Consider the following 24,300-nt stretch of genomic DNA (forward strand, 5'->3'; position numbering starts at 1 on the left):
CTTCAGATTGGTACGGATTAGGTCTAATTTTTATATCGAAATATCAAGACAAGGAATTGCAAAATTGCTTATTGAACAGAAATTATTAATATTGAAAGAATTAGGCGGTAAGATGAGTACTTTATGGATCACACAATATAATTCAGGTGATACAATAGCTCTAACCAAAACAGAGGTTATATAAGAGATAGGGTAAAATTTTTAAGGGGAGGTTTTTTTATGTCATTTTCACCAAGTTTAAGTTCAGGCTTTACGGCAGCAAGAAACAGAAGTAAGTATATTTCTCCTCAGTCAGGAATGTGTTCTTTGTGTGCAGATAAATGTTTGGGAACTTGTGAGATTGGTCAGGCAGCAGTTCTGGGAAAGATGTCTGTTTATCCCACAACTACAGGCCCTAATCAGATTGCGTCGGAAAAGGATTATCCAGTAGATTTTTCTCATTTCAACATAAACGGTCGTGCTTTTGGCGCCATAGGGACAGAGGCTGATTATGAACATGCTGAGATATTTAACGTTAATCTGGCTTCTGAATATGGTAATGATAATAAAATAAAGCTGGATCTGCCTATTGTTTTGCCCGCTTTAATAAAAATGAACTGGGTTGATTATTTTGGTGGCGCTGCTATGGCAGGAGTTACCTGCATGATAGGGGAAGATGCAAGGAACAAAGACGATGAACTGAAAATAGAGAACGGTAAAATTTCATCGTTCCCTATGCTTCAAAAAATCCATGATAGCTTTTATAAATATTATCGAGGAGTCGGGCAGATGGTGCTTCAGTGCAACGTCGATGACCACCTTATGGGCGTTCCTGAAATAGCTTTGAACAAATATGGCTTTGAGGCTCTGGAATTTAAGTTCGGTCAGGGTGCCAAGGGAACTCAACCGGCCAACAGGATTAAGGACTATGACGAGGCCGTAAAAAAAGTTGAGTGCGGAGCTCTTGTATTTCCCAATCCATTTGATCCTAAAATAATAGAACTTAAGGAAAAGGGTTGTTGTCCTAATTTTTACACTTACGGAAGACTGCCGATGTGGACGGAAGAATCAATGTCAAAACGGATTTCTGAACTACGCGCCATGGGGATGAAAAACGTCTACTTCAAAATGGCTGGTTTCGATCCGTCTGATGTGGAACGTGTAATCAATATGGCAGTGGAAAACAGAGTTGACATGGTAACATTTGATGGCGCTGGCGGTGGTTCAGGCTATAGCCCCTCGAAGATGATGAATGAATGGTCTCTCCCGACAATTTTGCTTGAAAAAGTTGTCGTAGATATCTGTGCAAAACTACAAAAACAGGGCAAGGTTCTTCCTGCAATGGTCATGACTGGTGGTTTTGCCAGTGAAGATCAGATATTCAAGTCTCTTGCATATGGAGATGGATTTATTAATGCTATTGGTGTCTGTCGTGCCTCTATGGCAGCAGCCATGACAGGAAAGACAATTGGAGACGAGATAAAAGCAGGCAGAACGCCCGAATTCTTCAAGAAATTTGGCAGTACTGTAGATGAGGTTTTTCATGATCTCGCTGACCTCAGAGGGATATATGGAAAAGAAGCTGACAACTTCTCTACAGGAGCAATTGGAGTTTTCTCCTATCTCAATAAATTGGCATTTGGCCTGAGACATTTTGCTGCTTTAAACCGTAAGTTCGATCTAAAATATTTTGACAGGAGCGATTTGATTCCGCTTACATACTACGCAAGCGATCTTATGGGTTAAATAAGAGGGAAAAGCTCTTTTACTGCACTTCCCCTATTTGGGTGTAGTTTAGATCCTTAATCGGTAAGATTTAATACATAGAAACAGCAGCCAGCAGAAAATCTTCTGCTGGCTGATTTTATTTATGAAGTGGAGGCGCATGAAAACTATGACTGACACCATAACTCCTTGAAAATGCAGGGCTCATTTTTTAGTAGAGGTTCATTTTGTACAACTTCTTTGCACAAACCTTTCTCAGATTTTTGTCCATAAGAAAACAATTGACTAAGGCGCCACAACTGTCGCATAGCGGCAGTTGTGGTCGCTCTTTAGCCATTTGTTATGTGATATTATCCTACTCTTGATTCAGAGTATTGATTTTTTATCTTTAGACGAAAAAAATGCCCTTTTGATTCTGAGGCTTCAAACTCAAGCCAAAGTGATTCAGGAAAATCAAAATATTGCCAAACTGGACCACTATTGAATTCAATTTCAAGGGTAGAATTGTTTGCATCATAGCCAATGCTTCGAATTATTGATGAATTAACATTTTGTCTGTCCATAAATACCACCTTTTTTAAGAGTTATATTTTTTGCTCTCTTATTTTAGTTACTACAGATTTGTAATTTTCCTCAGAGGGCTCATATTTTTTACTCCAACACTCTACAAGTTTGGGGTCTTCACTCGTCGGTCTTGGATTGTTCAGTTTTACTCTTATTCTGGATGGTATCTTGATTGATTCACCAACAATAACAGCCTCACCAATCCGCAAAGAAGGCAACAAGTCTATCAAACTATTTAAATTGTCTGGAGATGATGATTTAACAATAGATTGATCCCCTGAATTTGTTAAACGTAAAGCTATTAGCGTTCCAACTTGAGCAAGGATGGTTTCTGAAATTTCAGAAGGTCTTTGAGATATGACTAATGCCCCAACCCCAAACTTCCGACCTTCTTTAAAAATTCGTTCAACAGCGTTTTTCGAATAACTGTTATTATCATTCTTGTTTAAATAAGTATGGGCTTCTTCGTAAGCAAGCAAGAGCGGGCGATTTTTTCCAGTATAAGACTCATATTTTCCCCAATACATGCTGTCATAGACAAATCTTGTAATCAATCCAATCGCAATATCCAATACTTCAAAAGGGACTCCGCTAAGATCAAGTATGGCCAATTTGTTTTCACTGCCTATCCATTCATTCAACAAATTATGCAAGTCTTTTGAGGATGATGCATCTTTGTAATCACCAGGGTGAAACATAAAATTAAATCTGGAATCTTTAAGACGTGCTAAAAGCTTTTTTTCATATGAGTAAAAATCTTTATGCTGGCTTACATGTGGGGGTTGATTGTTGGCCGTAGTCAAATGGGAGGTAAATTCTGCTCCAATAAGATTTTCATAATCACCTTTATTTATTTCATATTTAGTCTCTCGCTTTTGTTCATCTTTTTTTGTCGATTCAAAACTTGCATTCAGCCACCAATTCATTTCATACCATAATTTACGGGCACTAAAAGGAATTGGAGAATCCGCAGTAATAAACTCTTGAGTCACATCACCTGACTTTAGTTTACAGTTTTCCTTCTTAAATGTTGTTATTAACTCTCGTAATAAACGATACTCTACCCTCTGATCATCAGTCGGCTTCGCACCAACAAGAAAAAAGGCTAATTCATCAAAATTCATCAACCAAAACGGGATATATAAAGGGTTAGAAGGGGCATTTATTCTGAAAACTTTTGCACTAGGAAAGGCAGAAGCATATTCACCATGTGGGTCAATTAAAATCACTCTTGAGCCATCATAATCGTTTAATATTGCTCTTAGTATGCTAACAGTAGTATTTGACTTCCCACTACCTGTTGAACCTAAAATGGCGCAATGCCGTAATATCAGTTTATGGATATCAACATAGACACTCAAATTATCCGAAGAAGAGTGTTTCCCTATTTCAATAGAGCCAGCATCTTTTCCCCCATATATGTCAAACAAGTCTTTTTCAATTACCAAGTGAACCTCATCGTTAATTGTTGGGTAGGTACCAATGCCCTTCTCAAAATCATCATCGCCAATTTTTTCTCCAACAAGCTGGACACTCAAAAAACGAGACCCAACAATTTGACCTATTATATTTTCATCACTTTTCCCTGGGGTATTGCTAACAGAAGATACTATTCCATAGGTTGTAATATTGCCCATTGGCATTTTTACAAAAGTACCTATCTGTCCAATTTTGTACAAACGACCATTAATTATTGGTGCAGCGGAAGGGATATCATCCGACACCTCGACCTCGACAGTGCTTGAGTCCACCCTAATTATTTTCCCGAGGTATGTTATTTCACTGTCCACTTGCAATTACCTCGATGTTTTCTTTTTTCCCGGAGTTTGTGATTAGGAAATTTATGAAATGATTAAAATCGCCGAGCTTTAAACAATTATTTGTCTCATCCCAATAACTCTCTGATTTGTCATTTTGGTTCAAGTCGTCTTCTTTATACTCCCATTCACCAAGTGTTCCGTTGATAATTGCTTTAGTTGGTCCAAAAACAGTCAAATTTAGAAATGGCGAGGATACCTTATATAATTCCTCCACTTCTGAATCTTGGTAAAAGAAAACCAAAATAAATAATCGATTATTTTGTCTTAGTGAATTGAATGCTATTTCGTTGATATGCTGATCGGAAAATGAATATCCAGTAAAGATAAAAAGACGTTCTCCGCCTAAGAGGAAATTTTTGAATCGATCAAAATAAGCGACAAATGGTTGTTTTTGGGAAGAATCGTATTTTTCCTTAGATGGATAAATAACAAGCTCATTATCTAAATTTTTAATGTCTGAGATTTTCCCAACGCGGACTATATTATGAGGATTGCAATCACTATTTTTTTTCCAAAACCAACTAAAAGAACCATGTATCTTCCATAGCCGAATCCAATTCTGTGTTAAATCTGATTTTTCTACAAATCTATCTATACTTTCAGGCCAGAAAAACGGTTCATAAGATCCAACGAATCCATCAAAGTATGGGGTACGTATTGCCTCTAAGGATTTCTCAATAATTAAATCATAATTGGATGTGAAGATTTCTTTTGAAAAGTCCCTGTTCTGCATATTTAACCAAGCAAAGAATTTCTTGGTATTTGAAAGATCGACAGTCTCTTCGCTTTTGCTTATTATTTCATATATTTGTTTGCAAATTTCATTATCAAGATCTGTTGCTAATTCTCCACTTATATCTAAATAACTTTTATCACCTCTTTCTCCAGTTATTGATCTGATTTGCCGCAACTGGTTAAGAATGTCTTCAATATTTATAGTTTTGTCTGGGTATATAGAATCAAGTTCATCTTTGATTTTCTTAAAATTAGCTTGTTGGTCATCTTGTAGAGCGCTTTCTACACCTGTTGTCAAAGTAGCTATATTGGGGACTCCTAAAGCACAAGATGTACCAGCCCCAAAAAAGAAGCCATATTTTTTAGAATAAGAGAGCTGGTTCTTTAGTTCTCGAATTTCTCTTACGAGATTAAATTTGACCATTCATTTATCTCCTTATAGGTGTGTAATTGTCACACTTGCACATAACTCAGGCTCGGGCCAGATTGGCTAACAAGCTACCACGGACGTGCGGCCCCTGCAGTCCAGTGCAGCCGTTGGTTAGGTCATTACTTATAATATTCCAGTTCTGATTGTTTATTAAGATCATGCCATTTTTTTAATTCAGCTTGTTCTTTTTTATATTGAATACTATCTACAGATCTCGGTAAAATTTTCTCATTTTCATTATCGAAGCTATCTGCAAAAATCATTCTGTTTGCATTTTCTGCTATGATTTTCCTAAAAAATACTGTCTTATCAACAGACAATATAGTTCCCTTTTGCATTGGTTTATCGCCTATCTGGACAAACATTGCATGTTTGGGACTGATTGGGAAAAAATGTTACCCTTCGGGTTACCCCACCCGCCTTTCAGATCATAATTTTGTGAATTTGTGAAGTTTAGTTTTACAACTGGATTGTCGCTAGTAAACCATTTAAAACCCTTTGCAGGTTTAACAATTGTCCATTTATGATTAAGCAAAACTTTAAACGTATTCTCAAGCAAATGCCTGATTGAGAAAAGCCACGTGCCTCGGCCTATATATGTTTCTGCTTTTATAGTTACTTCTTTCTCACCTGAAGAAGATTCCGTTGTCACTCTCAGCGGCAAGAGAGAAGCTGTTTGATTAGTTACTTTAAGGTTAGCACCATCAATTTTTTCATCACATTCAAGTTTTTCTTTCAGCACTTGTAATGTGTTTTCTAATGCTTCCTGTAGTGATTCCCTGCTACGTTTCAAATGTTCATATAACCTTGCAGGAGTTCTAACATCTTGTGCAGCAAGAAATTTTATCAATACTTGCCAATCATTAACAGTCAGCCTCTGGTTTGATACAACTTTCTCAAGAGCTCTGTTGGCAGGGGTTTCATACTCGCTGTCTAACCACCTTTCAAATTCGTCTGATTCTTCCCCTGATACCATACGGGTATACAAGTGTTTATGGTAAGCAATTGCAGCAACAGAGCATTTCTTCCATACAGGAACGGTGTCATGACTAACAAGTGTACGATAAAGACAAATCTGATGATTAGAATCTGCTCATCTTTTTAAATAACACTCTGGCACAAAATGATTTTTTATATGCAATTCACTCATATGGTTTATCATGCCTAACAAGTTAATAGTTCGTTTCTTTACATCTCATTTGAAATGTCACCGATTATAAGCTTCCCTACCGGATGATTTTGTCTTACACGATTAAGTGTACCATAAAAACACATATTATTAAGAAAAAACTTGATATTACACATGATCAAGTTACTGAAGACGCTTTTAGATAAATTCTACGATTTTACATATAGGTTTTGGATATTGATCCAATCATTCTATGGAACTTGGCCGGGAATATTCATATTTTTAAAATTTTGAAAGCAACCAAAAGAATGCTTTCTATTGACTGTTCGTTATCATATGGTGGAGGCGCGTGGAAACACTAGGCCTACTTAAAGCATTGCAAATGCTACATTGTCAAATCCAAATTCATCAGTTTATGGATACTTTTAGGTGCTGACGATTTTTTGACATACCCTAAATGTTTTTATCTTTAGGGTTGAGATTATGGAGAATGCTATGGTGAATTATTAGTAACATTATGGATAAAGATTGTCTTGAGAAAATTCAGACGTCTAAGAAAACCAATACCTAAAATATTATTACTCCTCCTTGGATTTCCAATCTCTTGATAATTTCAGTGCTTTTCCTATCAAGCTGACTGTTATTCGTTTACTCACTAAGCTTCTCATTCGCAGAATTTCTTCACCATTTGCTTTTGTAGCAGGAAGGTTAAACCACATGTACGCCAGGGGTATTTTGCGCACAAGCATTACCTTGTTCAGCGGCCTTCTGATACCAACAGTTCTGGCAGCTTCATTCAATATTCTGTAAGCCTGTACCCTTGTGATAGCTCCATTTCCTTTCTTGGACTGGAACAGTGGCAATTCACTTTCAGTTTCAACATTCTCCATGTATTCCTGAATGGCCTTCCTAGCATTTTTACCAATGGGAAAGTCTTTCGATTTACCTGTTTTCTTTTCACGCATGCTGATACGATCCCTTACATTGCCTCTGTCATCAATCACATCAGATACCTTCAGCGCAAGCAGATCAGACACTCTCAGTCCCGAATTGATACCAAGCACGAATAACACAAGTAATCTCTCGCTTTATGGTTCTTGAGAATCTTCTTTATGCGTTCTATGACCTTTCGATCCCTTATAGGCTGTACAAATTCTATCTATGGCACCTCCTGCGAAATGTAATGCGAATAGTAATTATTTCAGTTGTGTTACTTTAAGAATCATACGCTTGCTGTTATCAAGACAAGAATATGCCACAAACCTATGAAATCACTGAGCTTGTGGCATATTTGAAAATGCAACAAAACTAGATTGTGTTACCTGAACCTCCAACCTCTTCCTTGCATCCTCTTTCACTGTGACTTAATATTCTTGTGGACGCAGTTTTGAAGTAGTTTTCTTAATAGGAAGGTGATCGCTTGATGAGGAAATTATTCTGTATTATGTTTCTTGTCCTCTTATGTTCCATCCCTGCTCATGCCAATGTATCTGATGCGCAAGATTATTTATATCAAGCTGCTAGTGCCGCTCAGGAAGCCTGCTCTTATGCAAGAAAAGCTTATTATTACGCATCTGACCTTGAAGAAATCCAATATTATTCTCGAAAAGCTATGCGAGCTGCTGAAGAATCAGAATCTTATTGTGGCTTGGCTATCGATGAACTTTACGGTGCTAACATGGATGATGCGATTATGCATACTGAAGACGCAGCATCATATGCTTATTCCGCATATCGATATTCAAGACAAGCCTATCAGTCTTCGGAATATGATGATGCACAATATTATGCCCGAAAAGCTATGAACGAGGCATCTTATGCTGAAAGCTCTGCTTGTGATGCCGCCAGTGAATGCGAATGATTATTATTAGGATTTTCTCTCGCTTTTAATCAATTCCGGACCATCTGGAAAGAAGAAGGATCCAGCAGACTTCCAACACTGCCGGATCCTATGTCTTTTCAATCAACATTTACTCCCCCTCTTCCATTTCCTTGCATATTCTCTCACTGTGACTTAATATTTTAATGGACTCCAGGGGTATTACCTTCCACCAACCCGTCCCAGTCTTCCTGACATCCCACATTCAAGCATATTCACCGGACTCGCCTTGGCATGCTGTTTCTGTATATCTTCCTGGGTCAACGCCAGATATCTCTTCGTCATATCCAGTGTACAGTGGCCCATTAACCGTTGAAGTACAAATACGTTTCCACCGTTACGAAGAAAGTTAAGAGTGAAAGAGTGTCTTAGATCGTAAGGCTGTACCTTGAAACCAATTTGCTTTGAGTACATGTTCATACGCTGCGACCATGTCTCCGTCTTCATGAACCCAGCTTCCCATGTGCAGAAGATAGGTACTTCGTCGTCCCATTGCTCGGGTCTGGCGGTTACGGGCTCTTACATATACTTCCAGGGCATCCAGGTTTATAACTCCTTGCAGTAATGAAAGACATCTTATTCCAGTGTCGAGAGTAAGAAGTATAACTGCATGGCCCCGCAGTTCGTGGATCTGGCTGCTTGAGCAGGCTTTGCAATATATGGATCGGTATATTGACGATGCGTGGTTCTTCTCTGCGCCTTGTAAGTCTATTTGTGGGGTTGGACCGCAGGAAGTCTTCCATGATGCACCAATCGAAGAAGTGTCTAAGGTAGACAAGACGGAGGTTGTAGGTTTCGGGCATTACGGGTCTTGATAGATAGGAAAGCAATGAAGGTTTGAGTTTATCATTACTCCAGGCATCCGGATAGGCAGTAAAGAAGGCTGTGATGTGACAGTCGTAATCGTAGATAGTTCTATCTGAAAGGCCCTGAGCACGCATGAATGACAGGAACTGGCTCATTGCTTCGGTCCAGGTGGAAGATACCTGTTGTGGCTTTGATTTAAGTGATTTGAGGCGCGGCATGGATGAACACTCCTTTCATAAATATTGAAGAGAAGGTGATATGTTGGTTAAGGAAAAAGAATTCGAAGAAAAAAACGTTTCATATTACTCCGTACTGTTACATGCTTGGATTGATTCGAATATGGAATATGACAAGACCTTGATCAGTCTTTCTTCATTAGGAATAGCTTTATTAGTAACAATACTGTCTACTATCAAGCCCAGTTCTTGGTGGATACTTGCTTCTTGTGTTATCTCTTTCTTCGGCTTTGGAGCGTGTATCTGGATTTGTCTCACCATATATTTAAAAAATACTGATCATATCGAAAATCTATTGCACGATAACCAAGACCCGAGATTAAGCTTAAAGCTTGTACAGTATGACAAGAGATCTAAAATGTCGTTCGTTTTGGGAGTTATTGGTTTTTGTTTGGCCGGAATAATTTCGGCTTTAAAGTAAATTATCTAGGGAGGTATGACTCTTGAGTGACAATTCGAATACAAGGAATAGCAACAACCCAAAAGTGGAAAGAAAAAGCCTTGCCGGACTTGAAAATCTGAGGCCAGAGAATTGCACGAGCAATAATACAGGCAATACTTCTCAAGATTCTTCTTCAAGTTCCAATCAGAACAGTAGTGAAAATGAATAGCAATGAAAATCTGATCATATGCATTTCCTTTTTTTGCCTGGAAAAAGATATTCATTAAGACCTGGATTTGAGAGATTTGCGACGAAGCATAGATGATCACTCCTTTCTTTGCTCTTGGATTATCAATTAAGGATGGTGATACATATGCAAGAGGATTTTCACTTTTACACGACCTATGTCTTATGCAGATGCAATGGCTTACCTCATGACAAGGCAAAGATAATAGCTTATTCATCGCAACAGGTTGACGATGCAAAATACGGACATGAACTGGAATTCAAGGAAGGTGGGCGTTTTCAACAACAGATGACAGCTCACAAATATGTTCATCCCAATATTCTCAACCTCAAAACCCAGTATGAGATATACGGAACCTTCCATTTCATTCCAGGCAACAGGCAGGATAGAAGGAATCCTGATGGAAGTGTTCCATTCAGGCATAGAATGCTCTGCACTGCAAATAGCGAAGTATCGCAAGAGGTCTTCGAGCATGTGTACCAGCAAAAGAAAGAACCAGATTTCTTACACTCACTGGGAATAGCTTTACATGCCTATGCTGACACCTGGGCTCACCAGGACTTTTCTGCGTTGTTCAAGTTCGAAAAAGGAAACAAGATGAATGATGCAAATCATGTCAAAGTCTGGAATAAAACAGATCAGTGTTTCGTCCCATATGAACCTGGAGAGACTACATTTGATCAAGTATGTGGAAGAATGCAACGACTCAAAAATTACCTGCTGAATAAATTCGAACTGATGAAGATGGGTCATTGTCAAGTTTATACATTACCTGATGAACCTCATCGGAAGTGGAAATATTATCATCGCTATTCCTATCAGCATCTTGAACGAGATAATGTGGGAATCTATCTTGAGGCAAGCAACGCTATTTACGGACAGTTACAAGACCTGTTTTCAAGGCAAGGACTAAGACATCACATAACAAAACCCATTATTGACTGGAAGGATATCAAGGAGCCATTACACGAGTGCTTTTCATATGAGGGTACCCTTGAAAAGAGAAACAATAATTGGATAAAGGCTATCGAGACTGGAGAATTCGGATTCACTATACTTAATAGACCGTTAGATTCATTAGAGTATGATAGAAAAGAATGGTTCGATGCAGCCGTTGAAATTGAACCTAAAAAGTCTCGCCTTTTTGACAAGAAGAGATTTAATTGCTTTTTGCTTTACGGTAGACCTTATCACCCCAGCTTAAAGGAAACCTACTCAAGAAAAGATGGTTTTCTCTCTTCAGACTGGAAATTATTCCATGATGCTGCCAGGAAATACAAAGATTTCTTTATTCATAAACTGTTACAAAAGTATGGGATGATCTGTGGGTAGGGATGGTTTAAGTAATACGATCTTTCCAGGAAGTGTTATCTGCAGATGGCTTTTCAACTGACAACTTAGGAAATACGAAATGCCTCCAGCCTATCGATAGGTTGGAGCCACTTTTTCATGTGCGCCTAGCATGGGCGCACATGAAAAAAGCCAAGCCCGGAATAGACTTGGCTGTATTAAAATGCAGCAAATTTATCGTATTTCTTCTGGATCACTTTTAGAGGAGCAGGTCACATAGTTGAAGGGCGTTTATCCTCTTAAACGGTGTAGCTATAATGTGAAGAAGTTTCATAGTCATAAATAGAAATGGAATTTTCATTCACGTTACCACTAAAGCGGCTACCGGTATGGTAGTCATAACCGCTAAATTGAATGCCCTTCATATTTAATTAAATATGTGCACCATTGCCATAATCGTATAAACTATTCGGAGATCCTGACATGTGACAACCTCTATCATAACCGTAAATACTAACATTATTAGTTTCAACATTGCCACTTATATTGATGTGTTTGGATTGAAAATAGTCATATACCGATGCGCCAATAGAACTACATCAAATGAAACAACATCAACATCCACATCCACATCCACATCCAAAAACACAAGACCTAAATGGAGGCCTTGTGATAGCAAAGAAATAGCGTATGAATTCGCAAAAGATTTTGTAAGATATAATCTTATTGCCCCACGGACAGCTAAGTTTGCCAGAATTTCAAGCCTTAAAGCTGAGCGTGTCGATGTGAAGACATGGAAGCTCTATTCTTATGTTGACAGTCAGAATTCTTTTGGGGCCATGATACGAACACATTATTACATCAAAATCATGTGGTTGGGCGGCGATAGTTGGAAAGTTTTAGACAGCAAATTTAAATAATTGAAGATGATCACCAGTGTTCATTTGTGATATCGCAGTCATAGATCTTAAACCACAAACTGTAAACGCATATTGCCTGTTCCAGTGTATGTATATACTTAAATTAACAAAAACTTAACCGTTGCAACTTTTAGAATACTACCGAGCACTCAACACCTAAACGAAAGCAATCAGACATGTTTGCGTTAAAACATTTTTTAATGCGTAGGCAATATTTGCACAAATGAATAATGTTGGGCTCCCGACCCAAGCATGAATTCCTATGGTACTTTTGTTGTTGCGAAAATTTTCGATCTAATTCACGAGAAGGGCACGTTAAAAGTATTAGCTCCGCGGTTGCAAGAGGCAAAACTCGACAGGTCTTACATCATATCGGTAGCCATTAAGTAAAGGACTGTAACTGTAGGGATTTCCAATAGATTCGTTTTAGAAATGAAATGGTGCGAGAGAGGGGACTCGAACCCCTACGGCCGAAACCACTGGATCCTAAGTCCAGCGCGTATACCAATTCCGCCACTCTCGCACATATTGAAAGGTCGTATCCTTGATGTTCAGTGCGTTATCATAGCATCATCTTTTTCTATTGGCAACATTAGCGTTAGAAACTCATAGCCCTTTCTTTTGATGTCTCTTATGCAAGCAGTGAAGTGTGTTCTGAACAAGTTCTTTATCAGCTATAATCATAACGTTCAAAGTTAAGTTTGAGAAAGGAGGAGCCTTATTGCGTTTTTCCTTAAAAGCCCTGCTTTTTACAATATTTGTGCTTGCTCTTGTCTTCTCTATTCCGTGGATATGGATAAACATAGAGTACCTTGCTATAAAAACGGTGGAAGGGGAAATTGCTGTTCTTCCTACTCTTCTCAGATTAGCCAGGATGGGCTGGAAAATCTTTCTTGACTATGTGCCCTATATTTTCACTCTCTACATTATTACCGCAGCGGGAGTTATTTTTATGGAAGAGAAGAACCCTGATCGCACAATAGCCTGGCTTTTGGCCTTGATACTTGTTCCTGTGATAGGGTTTTTGTTTTACTTTCTTTTAGGGCCGGATCCCAAGCGGAGAGCCATTTTTAAACGGTATAAGAAAAAACGTTTTTACCGTTCTATCCATAGAGAAACGTTTTTACCACCGTTGGATGTGGAAAACGAAGAAATACCCTCACGCCTTGTTTCTCTTCTAGAATTAACATCTCACGGTCGGCTCACCTACCACAATATAGTAGACATGCTATTAAATGGTGATGAGGTTTTTCCAGCAATTCGTGAAGCTTTAGAAGAGGCCAAGCGATACATACACTTGGAATACTTTTCTATATCAAATGACGAAACAGGGTCTGCTCTCTTTGAAATCCTTCGAAAGAAGGCAAGGGAAGGGGTTAAGATACGGGTTATATATGATAGCGTCGGAAGCTGGCGGTTGGGACGCCGTTTTGTGAAGGAACTGAGGCAGCAGGGAATTGACGCCGAGCCATTTTTGCCTGTTTCGTTTCCCATGATCCGTCGAGATTTAAATTTTCGCAACCACAGAAAAATAGTTGTGGTCGACGGAAAAGTCGCTTTTACCGGAGGCCTGAATATAGGCGATACCTATCGTGGCCTTGACCCCCGTATGGGTTTTTGGCGGGATACCCATATTCGCATCCAAGGTGAAGCCGTAGCCTGTGTTCATGAGATTTTTTTAAACGACTGGTTTTTTTGTACCGGGCATAGTCTGCCTGAAACAGAAACATTCTGGGATAGCAATGCCCTGCCTGATGTTGTTTTACCTCTTCAAATTGCCGCGAGCGGTCCAGATTCCGACTGGCGCTCAATATTGCAAGGGTACTTTTTCCTTATTACTGCGGCCCGTAAAAGAGTCTGGATAACCACACCTTACCTGGTCCCGGATGATAGCTTGAAAATGGCATTGGTAACAGCAGCGTTAAGCGGTGTTGATGTGCGTATTATTCTCCCCTCCCGTCCTGATCATAAAGTGGTTTTTTGGGCAACCCGATCAAATATTGATGACATGCTTCGCGCCGGAGTGAGAATATATACCTACGCAAACGGATTTATTCACTCGAAGATCGTTATGGTAGATGGGAAATGGGTTTCTGTAGGAACCACTAACCTGGATAACCGTAGTTTAGATATCAATTTTGAGATTCAGGCGTTCATATATAGTCGTTCTAAAACTAAGGATTTTGAAATACAATTTCTAGAAGACCTCAAAGAATGCGTAGAGCTTGATTTGCGCACTCATTCTCAGCGCCCCGTTTATGATAAGGTGCGAGAGTCTCTTGGGAGGCTTTGGTCGGCTCTGTTGTAAAGGAGTATGAGTTTTTTGACAAGAATCAAAAGGTCAGAGGGTGGCGTTATAGCTGCCTATATAGCTCTGTATGCTGCCCTTTCTTACTTTTTATATTTTTACTTCCAGCTAAAAAATATGCCGCCCTTTTCCTGGGAAAGCGTTGTTTTGGCATGGGGTTGCGGAACTGTGTTGATATTAGTCTCTGTCATTCCAGCCCGCTGGTCTTCTCCCCTACTCTGTGAAATACATACGCTTCTGGCATGGATGGGAGTAACAGGCATCGCTTTTGGCTTTTACTTTATTTTTGCATCAATTGTTTTTGACGCCATTCTCTACTTTTTGCCCACGATGCATTTCCCCTTTTCCCCTTTCGGCGAGTTATGGATAGCCGCAGGCGTGGCTTTAATCCTCTGCTTTTACGGTTACAGAGAGAGCATGAAAGTTCGTATCATCCGTGTTCAACTAGAAACAGACAAGCTGCCTGATGACATTAGTAATTTTAGGATTTTACAGATATCCGACCTGCATCTTGGCATATTAATCAATAAGAAAATGTTGCGACAGATCATGAAACAGATTCAAGAAGAAAATCCAGATGTCATTGTTTCGACTGGGGATCTTTTAGATGGCGAAATTGAAGATGTAGAAACAATTTCTCAAATGATGCTTCACTACAATCCGCCTTATGGGAAATATGCAGTAACTGGAAATCATGAATTTTATGCAGGGATAGAACATGCACTGGATTTCACTGGGAGAGCGGGGTTTCAGGTGCTGCGGGGCTCCGTCGTGAATATTGGTCCTATTAGCATAGCCGGAGTAGATGATCCAGGCGGACATTTTATTCTGGGGCAACCGGAAGTGGACGAAAGCCAGCTATTGAGAGACTCGCATCAGACGCCAACATTTACTTTACTCTTAAAACACAGGCCCCTTATTCATCGCGATGCCGTTGGGAAGTTTGATTTGCAGCTTTCCGGACATGTGCATCGGGGACAACTCTTCCCTTTTATGGTATTTACATGGCTTTTTTATAAGCATACTGCGGGACTTATGGATTTGGGAAAGGGCTCATGGCTCTATGTAAGCCGCGGCACCGGTACATGGGGGCCGCCTGTGCGAATCTTTGCTTTTCCTGAGTTGACCGTAATCGACCTGGTTTCAAGGCATGAAATGGTGGACCGTATATAGTATAAGCAGCTATTAACATGTTTTATCTAACTTGTCTTGACTTCTACGAGATTTATAAGTAACCTGTATTTAATATTAACTACGTCGGCGTAAGATATGGTTATATGGCTTTCCGCAAAGAAGCCTGAAACACATACGATTTGCAGTTAATGATGATAACAACCCACCGAAAGTTCTCACATAGTTAAAAGATATGATCCTACTACTTTGTATGCTATTATTTCAACATTCTGCACTTACGCGTTTTGCAAACGTATTTTTAATATAAAAAATTGACCCTCTTATTCCGAACGTAAAATTAGATCATGGAAATATTTATCAAAATAAGTCATTGTGAGGAGTCTCGCAGTTAATGCGCTTTTATTACAAGAGGGGGTTATTTAGATAACCAGTTTTTCTGCCATAGATTTTGAAGCAGCAAATGAGAAAAGATGCAGCCCATCTATTCTTGGGATAACTATTGTTGAAAATGGTGAAATTACAGAAACGAAATCGTGGCTCATAAAACCACCTAAAGATTATTATTACTTTACCCCTTTCAACAATATGAGCGTGAAGAAGTTGGCCTACTATTCCCCTACCTTAAATAAGGGTTATCCAATAAGGTGTAATGAGAACTTGACAAATATAAAGAGGTACACCATAATTTACTTAACTTATAGGTTAATAAAATGATATTAGAGATCATCGTTAAAGGAAATTTCACTGTTTGTGGAATTGTTATGCCTAATAATGATGATCTTGATTGTACTTTTTTCTTTTCTGAAGAATGGATGCCTCCTAATTCTAGGTGGGAAAGAAGCAGAATTAAATTAATGAGACAAATCGACCTTGCTGCAAAAGATCCAAAGCTTGTAACGATATGTTGCCACTCCATTGCTCCTGAAATTTGGCAATTTAAGAGTGGCCCATATAGAATTCCCTGGTTTTACGATGAGGGAAAGTTAATTATCTGTTCCCATGTCTTCGTAAAAAAGCAGAAAAAAACTCCAAAAGCTGAAAGGGATAGGGCAATAAAAGCTAGGGAGGATTACTTAAAAGCAAAAGAATCTGGGGCCATAGTGTTTAAATGAGGTGATTAAACATGGAATACGGAAGAAGGTTTAAGAAAGCCTTCGAGAAGGCTAGAAAATCAGTTGACTATTGGATGGAAGATTTAAGACTCGATTTCTTGAATTCTCTTATTGCAACGATTGAAGCAAAAGGGATTTCACAAAAGGAGTTAGGAAAGCGTTTGGGGAAATCGGAAGCATATATCAGTAAAGTTATTAATTCCAATTCTTCAAATTTTACATTGAAAACTATGATACAACTTTGTCTTGCCCTTGATTCCAAGATTTCCTTAAAAATTGAAGACATCGAACCTGTATCAGATTTTAATTGGCAAGGATTAACAAACGCACATGAAGTCGTTCCCGTGTTATGGGGAAGCAGTGATGAGACCGTTCTTGTGCCATTAATGAAAAATCATGGGGAGAAATTTTATGAACATAATGAATGTCCCGGTGCCGCTTGAAATCGATCATTATTTTTTCCCAGAGATAGTATTTAAGGCTTTTCCGCCAGGAAAGAAAAAGAAAAAAGTAGTCCCTGACTGTAATGTAAATTATTCTCATACGCCTCTTGATAATTCTGGAACATTTCAGGTTTTTCTTCGAGTTATATCGAATGAAGATGAAAAGTCAGAGCACTACTATTATAAATTCAGTATAGCAGCTGTAGGCATCTTCAAATGGAGCAATGGATTTCCTCCTGGTGAAAAAGAAAGGAAAGCCTTTGAAGAAAGGTTAGTCATTACGGGGTTAAGTATCCTTTATAGTGGCGTTAGAAATATGCTCCAAACTATAACAGGAATCGGTCCCTATTCTCCACCTTATATCCTCAAACCTATTTCTTTTGTGCCAGGAACGGAGGAAGGATCCTTAACACCTGAATCTCCAAACGAATAAGAAACAGATTTGGCCAATAATTAATCCGTATAATTTATACTAAAACATTTAAGCCTAGCGTGATTTTCGCACTAGGCTTTTGCTTTTGTTATCAACATTCAAATTGAGCTAACTGCCGCTCAATTACAGTATTTGGACAACCATACTCATTAAAAAAGTAGACGGATGTTTTTGTTTCAAAACCGTGTAAGATGTTTTCAGAAGTTTCTCGTTCAGAGGTAAAACTAGGCGAAAAGTTGACTATTACTGATTTTGTCTATTTCAAGGCATGAAATGGTGGACCGTACAGGAATCGAACCTGTAACCCCCTGATTAAGAGTCAGGTGCTCTGCCGATTGAGCTAACGGTCCACGATAAACATTCTATTTATTTTAAAATGGTGCGCCCGGCAGGATTCGAACCCGCGGCCTACGGATCCGAAGTCCGTCGCTCTATCCAACTGAGCTACGGGCGCGTACCGCAATTTTTAAATGGGGTGAGCGAGGGGACTTGAACCCCCAACCACTGGAGCCACAGTCCAGCACTCTAACCAATTGAGCTACGCTCACCGTGTCAAGTGGCGCGCCCGGCAGGATTCGAACCCGCGACCCACGGCTTAGAAGGCCGTTGCTCTATCCGACTGAGCTACAGGCGCATACGAACGCGTCTAAATAAATGGAGCGGGAAACGGGATTCGAACCCGCGACCTACGGCTTGGAAGGCCATCGCTCTAGCCAACTGAGCTATTCCCGCTCGTTGCAACGAAGTTCTTTCGTTCAGCACGGGAAATACTACCATATGACCAGCATTCCTGCAACCATTTTTTGTGACTTATTTAGTAAAAAATCTACATAGGCCGTCGCTCTAGAATCGCACTACATTTTTAAGCCTGAAAAAGCCCACCTGACATTTTCAAGGAATTCTCTTTTAATGGGAGGGATTCCTTATGTCTGGAAACGTGGCAAGGCTCTTTAAAACTGAAGAAACATGGCAACAAGTCGTAGAACGGTATGTTTTGACAAGGAAGGCTGACGGACTAGCCCCTCGAACCGTTAAGGATTATCGATACCATCTAACACGGTTCTTTACCGCCTACCCTGAGGGGTTGAACCCCGACAAGGCTAAACGTTGCGTTCTTGAGTATATGTCACTCGAACGAAGCCCGGGGTATCACAATATGGTATTGAAGTACCTCAGGTGCTTTTTCCGATGGACTGTCAACGAAGGGATACTATACAGCAACCCCTGTAGCGGGATACGGAGTCGCAAAGCCCAGCCAAAGATAGCCCAGCATAGCCCCGACGTTGTGAAGGCCCTTCTCGCACTCCCTGACCAAAGCACATATACGGGCTTAAGGAGTTACGCCCTGCTCCTGCTCTCTCTTGACACGGGGATACGCCCCCGGGAAGCCCTTTCCCTCCGTGTTGAAGATGTTTCCATTCCCGCCCGGGTCGTTGTCGTTCGTGCTGAAACAGCCAAGACAAGGGTACAGCGAACCTTGCCCATATCTGACCAGACAGCACAAGCCATCATGAAGCTTGTTTCCATACGCCCCAAGGAATGGAGAAACGCCCCTCTCTTCTGCTCACGGGACGGGCAACCCCTCCGTGTCAATTCGTGGTATCACACTGTCAAAGGGTATGGAGAAAAGATAGGGGCTGACATTACGCCTTACAGCTTGCGTCACCTGTTCGCCCTCTACTTCTTGAGGAACAACGGCAACACCTTTGCCCTTCAACGGATTATGGGACATGACAACCTCGACACCACAAAGATATATGTAGCCCTTGCCCAGTCTGACCTTGAGGAACAACACGAACTGGCAAGCCCGGTCAATGCATTATTCCCTAAACGACAAAGACTCGGGAAGATAAGGGACTAGAGCCCCAGATATCGCCCCAGGAGCCCCTAGAATGCCCCAGGTTCAATTTATATCCTTTAGATGATAGCTCCTGCCTTTTTGAAAAGTAGTGGGACTTGTGGAGTGTCTTAAGCGGTCATTTTTACTTTGTCGCCTGTGGAAGAGAGAAAAATTAATTGCTAATCGCTTCAAGCTTCAAAAGAGCTACAAAACATACAAAGGAAGAAGGGATACTATAAAAGCATATGAACCTGTGAAAATGAAAGGCATTGAAAGGAAATACGATGATGGCTCTACACTGTTGATTTATGAAAATAGTGAAGTTTGGGTTCACATTGAACCGCATGTCTGGTTTGATAACCTTCACTCGATGAAGCCTTACAAAGCTGGAGAAGAACTTGACCGATTGATGAGGGATAATATCGTCCTTTACGATGAAAAGCTTTTTAGGAATATCATCAATCCCGACCACTATCACCTTTTTTTCTAGAAATCATAAAAGAGGGTTGGATTTTTCCCTAACCCTCTTTTACTTACCCTGCTTATAGTTTCCCCTTAACCACCCAGCCGTGATTATTACAGGCTTTACACGCTATCTGAAGTTCAATTTGCCCCTAGTTTTATCTAGTCGTAACATCGACCTTTCAGCTAACAGTCCTATTTCACGTAAACCTTGTCTCTATCACGGCTAGCCCGTTATTTTTGACAGTTTTTTTGTATGGTTTTGTCATGTTTTTTAGGTTTTATTAGGTTCAGGTTTCTTCAGGTTATTGTATGGCTTAGATTCTTAAAGCCCATACCCGAACTCTCCATTAGCAACAAATATCTGTTTCTGTTCCGTGGCATACTCCACCCTTCTGGACTTGCCCGTAAACTTCATGCAGTGCCCTATGTACTCAAGCTCAAAGCTTCCTTTTGTCCCGTGCCTGGCTTTTGTTATGGTTGCGATAAGCCGAGGCTGTCCGTTTTTATCAAGCCCATCTTTCTGTATCTCTATCTCGCTATGAACCAGTTCCTCGACGATACCGCCACCCTTCGCATGTCCTCCTGTCGCCCCTTTCCGCTGGTCAAGCTTTGACGCTCTCCCAAGCTGGCTTAATATGAGAGTTCGTATTTTTAACCGTTGGGTCAGCGTCTTAAGCCGTGGCATGACCTCCTCCACCGCTTCTAAGTCGCTTTGTCCGGGTCGTTTGAGAAGGGTCAGGTAGTCTATGACAACCAAAGAGGGGATACGCAACGCCACATGTTTTTCCAGTCTGTCTATTGTCCACCGCTGACCGCTTTCTTCTCCCACGACCTCAAGCCGGTTAAGATGCTTCTTCATTCCTTCCCTTGCTTCCCGGATACGGGGAGAATTAACCTTGATGAGCCCGTGAAGTGCATTTGTCGATACCTCAAGCTCCCTCATGAAAAGCCGTTGCGTTGTTTCTTCCTTTGACATGTCCAGGGAGAAGAAGAGAACCCGTCTTTCAGGGTTACCTTGAAGAAAGTTGACCGCACCATGAAGGGCAAGGCTTGTTTTCAGGGAACCCTGAGCCCCCGCAAGGTTGAGCATTTCTCCAGGGTATACGCCATCAAAAGCTGTATCAAGTCTCCGTATGCCAAGCCTGAATGTGTAATCATCGTTCCAACTTTTAACGTCATTCTCAACCCGGCTGAAAATCCTCAAAGGATCTCCTTCCGGAAGAGGCTTAACCTTGCTATAGAGTTCCGTCAGTCTTTCCCCTAGCCGATTAGCTAAGAGTTCCGGGTTAACGGGGTCGATATACTTCAGCCGTTTGTAATGTTCTGCCTGCTCCTGCACCATGGGGAGAATGTCCAAGGGGTCGGCTCCCTTCTGGAAGAGGCTTTCCCCCATGTCACAAAGAAGGGTTATGACCATTTCCTGTTTCGTGGCGGGGTCATCTTTGAATACTTCGTTATATTGGGCAAGCATATTCAGAACATTCTTATCTTCGAACATCAAGACAGGCTCCATTATTCATTTACCCCCATCCTTCAACGGCAACAAGCTTCTTTTGTTCCTTGACCGCTCCGTCATTTTCCGGCGGTTCCGTGAAGTCTTCGCTGTTCAGCCACGTTGCCGGATGCTTGACATACTTTAGATCTGTTTCTTGAACACTGGATAGATATTTTTGTAGATGGACTTCTAGATTAGCAAGATCTCTTTCTACAGTCCCTTTTTTGAAAGCATTCTTGAGAAGGGAAGTAAACTTTTTCCGTGCCTGCTGTTTCCCAACCTTCCTAGGGTAAGCCTTCCAGAACTGGTCAAAGTATTGCTTTATTCGGTGCTCCTGCTCTTTCTTTTCCTCTTTTAGGGAAATGGTTTTAGAAAGTCGCTCATCGTTTTCTGATGAGAAAGGATCATTTTTCTTCTCTGTTATATTCTTATCTATTCTAGAAGGACTTTCTCCCGACACTCTCCCGATACTGTCCCGATTTTTACCCCCTTTTGATACCCCTTGTTTTAGTACTCTAGCTGTGTATTCATCAGCAATCTTAAGGATATGGGGACATCCTATTTTAAGCATTTCAATATCGTATTCTTTTTCAAAACCAACCTCAAACACACCTAAAACGCCACTTATAACTGCCAGTTTCCGTATCGTTTGCGGTCTGTTTCCGATGAGTTTGCACCATGTTTTTAGCGGGAAGGTTACCGTGTCACTGATGTTATCAGCGTCTATTTGTTCAGCGATAATTTCAAGCACCCTCCAGTAGAAGCCGTATCCCTCAAGCCCTGTTTCAGATAAAAATATAGATAGTTCCTTGCTGTTTCGTGTCGCCGTCACATTGTGCTTAATCCATTTCATATTGTTCACCTTCTATCAAGGCTTGCTTTAAACGCTGGAAATCTTCCCCGTAAACTATCGCAGTTCCGTTTGGACTCCTGAGGGTAAGGGTATTCTTCGTAATGAAAGCACTCATTGCCATAGTTTCAATGAGGGAGTAGCCGTTTCCACTCACGTCAACCGCCCCAACTCATATCCTTGCCTGTTCCAAAAGCTATCCTGAAAAAGCAAGCCCTGCTCATAACGTGGTTCCCTCTTCGCTTCCTTGTCTCTTTGGGGCCCGCCTAGATCTTCCCACCGGCTGAAAGGGACGTGATAGCGGGTTACCCCGTAAAAGGGTTGCGTTTGGGCTTGCAGTAAAAAGGCCTCCAAGGAGATACGATATTTTTTCTTTTGGTCTGTAACTTCAACGCAAAGGAATTTCACCTTTTGGGCCTTTAGCTGCCTGATTACGGGCTCGTCTACTCCAAGGCTCCCCCCATACTTCCATAAAAGTTGATGGCTTTTGCACTTCCTGAAAAACGTGTTATCATAAATTTGTCCGATGATTCGGATTTTCCCTTTGTACGTGACAAAAATAGGTCTTCCTTTTTTGAAGCTGTGGGTGCTGGAACACCCACAGCTTTTTCCTTTCATCATGACTACCCCTCCTCTACGAATTTAGGCAGGTTCGTTTTCAGATCAACGACCTCCTCGATGGGAACCCTAAGGAATTCAGCAAGGGTCTTGTGGTGCTTTGGGGGTATATAGGTTCTGCCAGCCTTCCAGTGGCTAACCTGAGCTTCGCCAGCCCCAATATGCCTCGCTAACTCAATATTTTTTATGCCCTTCTTTCTCATTAAAACTAAAAGTCCTGTTACCATTTTTTAGCCTCCTTTTCCTAGTTGTTTTGCGTTCATAGTCATGCTACTATTTAATTAGGACAATAACATTACGTATTTTATTGAGTGATTTAAGGAGACTAAAAACTATGGAAGGGTTCGTCTTGCAATATAGGAAAATGCTTTCAGAATGGTGTTTGATAAAGGCCGGTTGGGTCCTTGTCTCTGGTTATTACGACTTCATAAATGAGGAAGCCAAGATACCTGAAAATGCACTTTTAGAAGAAATTCCGCCCTTGTTTCAGCGAATAGCGAACCTTGCCCCAAATCCCACCCAACTAAGAAAAGATTATGAGATGTTTCAGGCTTATAACTCTTTTCGCTCTTCCTCTTCGTCAAAAGCTGATCAAGTCCAACGGGAAAGCCTTTCTGATCTTTTTAAGAAATATATAGAAGAATCGCCCACACTAACAATAAAGGAAACATTGGGCGATTTTATAAAAAAGAGTGAGGGATATACTTCACTCTACCCCGAAAAAGTTACGTGGTACGACGTCGCAATAGAAAGGGTCATTACCTTTATGATGACGTGTCAGGAGTTTTGTAACGATGTCGTCCAGCCAATGAACCCTAAGATAGAGAAACATGACAATGCCCCTTTGCTGATATGTGGCAGTCTTGCGGAATGGGTAAACCTTGCTTGTGGAATGAGTGAAACTATCGCTTTGCACGAACAATATCTCTCTTATAGCAAAAAGAATAAAGAAATATTTAAAGAAGCAATTGGAAAGATTAATGAACTATGGCGACAATTCCCCTCTATCCGACAATTATGGGATAGAGGCAATAATGAGGTAGCAATCCTCACTGTAGGTTTGGTTCCATTAGCTATCGACCAATTAGCAAGTCTCTTTTCTTCAAAAAGCAAATATCACAGATGTTTTAAATGTGGCAAGTATGGCTCTGAATCTGTTATGACAAAAATAAAAGTATTGAGTGACGAAGATAAAATAAGATTTGGCTTCCCGCTAAATCAAGATATATGGCTTCATAGGGTGGATGGGAAAAAAGAGCAAAAATCAGGCTATGACGATTGCTACAGAAGCGTTTACGAAAAAAACACAAGAGATAAAAAGGCAATCAAGGCAGGGAGAGAACCAGGGCAACGGGGACGACCTCCTGAAAAAGCCTAGGGCAAACTTGCGAACACATATGGAAGGTTCCACGCCGTTGACTTGGGGCATGTGTCATGGAGATTTACCCGCCCACGCTCC

Annotated in this window: 26 protein-coding genes and 6 tRNA genes; 12 read left to right on the forward strand and 20 right to left on the reverse strand. The window is 40.6% G+C overall.

Annotated elements, in window-relative coordinates; translation table 11 throughout:
* The first annotated feature begins 219 nt into the window (after window positions 1–219).
* Window positions 220–1,725 carry a glutamate synthase-related protein gene (locus AMICO_RS04735; protein ID WP_013048320.1) on the forward strand — a complete coding sequence of 502 codons (1,506 nt, stop codon included), beginning with the start codon at window positions 220–222 and terminating at the stop codon, window positions 1,723–1,725.
* Window positions 1,726–2,054: 329 nt separating this feature from the next.
* Here the strand turns inward: AMICO_RS04735 and AMICO_RS04740 are convergent, their stop codons facing one another.
* From AMICO_RS04740 to AMICO_RS09895, 6 genes are all read right to left on the reverse strand, one after another.
* Window positions 2,055–2,267 carry a KTSC domain-containing protein gene (locus AMICO_RS04740; protein ID WP_013048321.1) on the reverse strand — a complete coding sequence of 71 codons (213 nt, stop codon included), beginning with the start codon at window positions 2,265–2,267 and terminating at the stop codon, window positions 2,055–2,057.
* A 21-nt stretch (window positions 2,268–2,288) separates the two neighbouring features.
* On the reverse strand, window positions 2,289–3,992 hold the full coding sequence (locus tag AMICO_RS04745) for an ATP-binding protein (RefSeq protein WP_211204290.1): 1,704 nt from the start codon (window positions 3,990–3,992) through the stop codon (window positions 2,289–2,291).
* A 55-nt stretch (window positions 3,993–4,047) separates the two neighbouring features.
* Window positions 4,048–5,247, reverse strand: a complete 1,200-nt coding sequence (locus tag AMICO_RS04750; protein ID WP_013048323.1) for an SIR2 family protein — start codon at window positions 5,245–5,247, stop codon at window positions 4,048–4,050.
* A gap of 125 nt (window positions 5,248–5,372) precedes the next feature.
* Window positions 5,373–5,618 carry a hypothetical protein gene (locus AMICO_RS04755; RefSeq protein WP_041459342.1) on the reverse strand — a complete coding sequence of 82 codons (246 nt, stop codon included), beginning with the start codon at window positions 5,616–5,618 and terminating at the stop codon, window positions 5,373–5,375.
* Window positions 5,603–6,328, reverse strand: a complete 726-nt coding sequence (locus tag AMICO_RS04760) for a DUF4238 domain-containing protein (RefSeq protein ID WP_083775774.1) — start codon at window positions 6,326–6,328, stop codon at window positions 5,603–5,605. Before AMICO_RS04760 ends, AMICO_RS04755 begins: the two co-directional genes overlap by 16 nt.
* A gap of 632 nt (window positions 6,329–6,960) precedes the next feature.
* Entirely contained in the window at window positions 6,961–7,455 is a 495-nt protein-coding gene (locus AMICO_RS09895; protein WP_052292803.1) for a tyrosine-type recombinase/integrase, read from the reverse strand.
* A 347-nt stretch (window positions 7,456–7,802) separates the two neighbouring features.
* Here AMICO_RS09895 and AMICO_RS04770 point away from each other — a divergent pair, with 347 nt between their 5' ends.
* Window positions 7,803–8,243, forward strand: coding sequence for a hypothetical protein (locus AMICO_RS04770; RefSeq protein WP_148211334.1), 441 nt, complete (start codon window positions 7,803–7,805; stop codon window positions 8,241–8,243).
* 180 nt (window positions 8,244–8,423) lie between these two features.
* On the opposite strand, the gene AMICO_RS10100 is transcribed toward AMICO_RS04770, so the two are convergent.
* Both AMICO_RS10100 and AMICO_RS10155 read right to left on the reverse strand, forming a co-directional pair.
* On the reverse strand, window positions 8,424–8,735 hold the full coding sequence (locus AMICO_RS10100; RefSeq protein ID WP_274531982.1) for a tyrosine-type recombinase/integrase: 312 nt from the start codon (window positions 8,733–8,735) through the stop codon (window positions 8,424–8,426).
* Between the two features lie 35 nt (window positions 8,736–8,770).
* Window positions 8,771–9,202 (reverse strand): site-specific integrase, encoded by a 432-nt coding sequence (locus AMICO_RS10155; protein ID WP_169302800.1) that lies wholly within the window; start codon window positions 9,200–9,202, stop codon window positions 8,771–8,773.
* 857 nt (window positions 9,203–10,059) lie between these two features.
* Between AMICO_RS10155 and AMICO_RS04785 the strand changes: the two genes are divergently transcribed.
* Complete coding sequence (locus AMICO_RS04785) at window positions 10,060–11,265, forward strand: DUF6765 family protein (RefSeq protein ID WP_013048328.1); 1,206 nt, start codon at window positions 10,060–10,062, stop codon at window positions 11,263–11,265.
* A 443-nt stretch (window positions 11,266–11,708) separates the two neighbouring features.
* Complete coding sequence (locus tag AMICO_RS04790; protein ID WP_013048329.1) at window positions 11,709–12,143, forward strand: hypothetical protein; 435 nt, start codon at window positions 11,709–11,711, stop codon at window positions 12,141–12,143.
* A 438-nt stretch (window positions 12,144–12,581) separates the two neighbouring features.
* Here AMICO_RS04790 and AMICO_RS04795 read toward each other — a convergent pair.
* Window positions 12,582–12,666, reverse strand: a tRNA-Leu gene (locus tag AMICO_RS04795).
* Between the two features lie 198 nt (window positions 12,667–12,864).
* Here AMICO_RS04795 and cls point away from each other — a divergent pair.
* On the forward strand, window positions 12,865–14,451 hold the full coding sequence (gene cls / locus AMICO_RS04800) for a cardiolipin synthase (RefSeq protein WP_013048330.1): 1,587 nt from the start codon (window positions 12,865–12,867) through the stop codon (window positions 14,449–14,451).
* Window positions 14,452–14,466: 15 nt separating this feature from the next.
* Window positions 14,467–15,624, forward strand: coding sequence for a metallophosphoesterase (locus AMICO_RS04805; RefSeq protein WP_013048331.1), 1,158 nt, complete (start codon window positions 14,467–14,469; stop codon window positions 15,622–15,624).
* A 380-nt stretch (window positions 15,625–16,004) separates the two neighbouring features.
* On the opposite strand, the gene AMICO_RS10380 is transcribed toward AMICO_RS04805, so the two are convergent.
* Entirely contained in the window at window positions 16,005–16,127 is a 123-nt protein-coding gene (locus tag AMICO_RS10380; RefSeq protein WP_274531981.1) for a hypothetical protein, read from the reverse strand.
* A gap of 168 nt (window positions 16,128–16,295) precedes the next feature.
* Here AMICO_RS10380 and AMICO_RS04810 point away from each other — a divergent pair, with 168 nt between their 5' ends.
* Genes AMICO_RS04810 through AMICO_RS04820 form a run of 3 tightly spaced genes read left to right on the forward strand, consistent with a single transcriptional unit; the run spans window position 16,296 to window position 17,573 of the window.
* Entirely contained in the window at window positions 16,296–16,697 is a 402-nt protein-coding gene (locus tag AMICO_RS04810) for a type II toxin-antitoxin system RelE/ParE family toxin (RefSeq protein WP_013048332.1), read from the forward strand.
* An 11-nt stretch (window positions 16,698–16,708) separates the two neighbouring features.
* Window positions 16,709–17,140 carry a helix-turn-helix domain-containing protein gene (locus tag AMICO_RS04815; protein WP_013048333.1) on the forward strand — a complete coding sequence of 144 codons (432 nt, stop codon included), beginning with the start codon at window positions 16,709–16,711 and terminating at the stop codon, window positions 17,138–17,140.
* Window positions 17,109–17,573: a protein-export chaperone SecB gene (locus tag AMICO_RS04820; RefSeq protein WP_013048334.1), complete on the forward strand. Its 465-nt coding sequence runs from the start codon at window positions 17,109–17,111 to the stop codon at window positions 17,571–17,573. The genes AMICO_RS04815 and AMICO_RS04820 overlap by 32 nt, the downstream gene beginning before the upstream one ends.
* Window positions 17,574–17,847: 274 nt before the next feature.
* On the opposite strand, the gene AMICO_RS04825 is transcribed toward AMICO_RS04820, so the two are convergent.
* From AMICO_RS04825 to AMICO_RS04845, 5 genes are all read right to left on the reverse strand, one after another.
* Window positions 17,848–17,923 (reverse strand) — tRNA-Lys (locus tag AMICO_RS04825).
* A gap of 27 nt (window positions 17,924–17,950) precedes the next feature.
* Window positions 17,951–18,027 (reverse strand) — tRNA-Arg (locus AMICO_RS04830).
* A 17-nt stretch (window positions 18,028–18,044) separates the two neighbouring features.
* A tRNA-His gene (locus tag AMICO_RS04835) sits at window positions 18,045–18,121 on the reverse strand.
* A gap of 9 nt (window positions 18,122–18,130) precedes the next feature.
* Window positions 18,131–18,207, reverse strand: a tRNA-Arg gene (locus AMICO_RS04840).
* Between the two features lie 21 nt (window positions 18,208–18,228).
* A tRNA-Gly gene (locus AMICO_RS04845) sits at window positions 18,229–18,305 on the reverse strand.
* Window positions 18,306–18,498: 193 nt separating this feature from the next.
* Here AMICO_RS04845 and AMICO_RS04850 point away from each other — a divergent pair.
* Window positions 18,499–19,434 carry a tyrosine-type recombinase/integrase gene (locus tag AMICO_RS04850; protein ID WP_013048335.1) on the forward strand — a complete coding sequence of 312 codons (936 nt, stop codon included), beginning with the start codon at window positions 18,499–18,501 and terminating at the stop codon, window positions 19,432–19,434.
* 232 nt (window positions 19,435–19,666) lie between these two features.
* Window positions 19,667–19,903: a hypothetical protein gene (locus tag AMICO_RS10160; RefSeq protein ID WP_169302801.1), complete on the forward strand. Its 237-nt coding sequence runs from the start codon at window positions 19,667–19,669 to the stop codon at window positions 19,901–19,903.
* 297 nt (window positions 19,904–20,200) lie between these two features.
* Here AMICO_RS10160 and AMICO_RS04860 read toward each other — a convergent pair whose 3' ends face one another.
* The 5 genes from AMICO_RS04860 to AMICO_RS04875 are packed head-to-tail and all read right to left on the reverse strand — an operon-like array spanning window position 20,201 to window position 23,068.
* A complete protein-coding gene (locus tag AMICO_RS04860) occupies window positions 20,201–21,391 on the reverse strand; it encodes a DnaB-like helicase C-terminal domain-containing protein (RefSeq protein WP_041459345.1) in 1,191 nt (396 codons plus the stop codon).
* 7 nt (window positions 21,392–21,398) lie between these two features.
* Entirely contained in the window at window positions 21,399–22,226 is an 828-nt protein-coding gene (locus AMICO_RS04865; protein ID WP_013048338.1) for an LvrA C-terminal domain-related protein, read from the reverse strand.
* A complete protein-coding gene (locus AMICO_RS10165; protein WP_013048339.1) occupies window positions 22,213–22,380 on the reverse strand; it encodes a hypothetical protein in 168 nt (55 codons plus the stop codon). The genes AMICO_RS04865 and AMICO_RS10165 overlap by 14 nt, the downstream gene beginning before the upstream one ends.
* Window positions 22,377–22,844: a hypothetical protein gene (locus tag AMICO_RS04870; RefSeq protein ID WP_013048340.1), complete on the reverse strand. Its 468-nt coding sequence runs from the start codon at window positions 22,842–22,844 to the stop codon at window positions 22,377–22,379. Before AMICO_RS04870 ends, AMICO_RS10165 begins: the two co-directional genes overlap by 4 nt.
* 2 nt (window positions 22,845–22,846) lie before the next feature.
* A complete protein-coding gene (locus AMICO_RS04875) occupies window positions 22,847–23,068 on the reverse strand; it encodes a helix-turn-helix domain-containing protein (RefSeq protein WP_013048341.1) in 222 nt (73 codons plus the stop codon).
* 107 nt (window positions 23,069–23,175) lie between these two features.
* Between AMICO_RS04875 and AMICO_RS04880 the strand changes: the two genes are divergently transcribed.
* Window positions 23,176–24,219 (forward strand): hypothetical protein, encoded by a 1,044-nt coding sequence (locus AMICO_RS04880; RefSeq protein WP_013048342.1) that lies wholly within the window; start codon window positions 23,176–23,178, stop codon window positions 24,217–24,219.
* Window positions 24,220–24,300: the final 81 nt, after the last annotated feature.

Source organism: Aminobacterium colombiense DSM 12261, assembly GCF_000025885.1.
GTDB classification, from domain to species: domain Bacteria; phylum Synergistota; class Synergistia; order Synergistales; family Aminobacteriaceae; genus Aminobacterium; species Aminobacterium colombiense.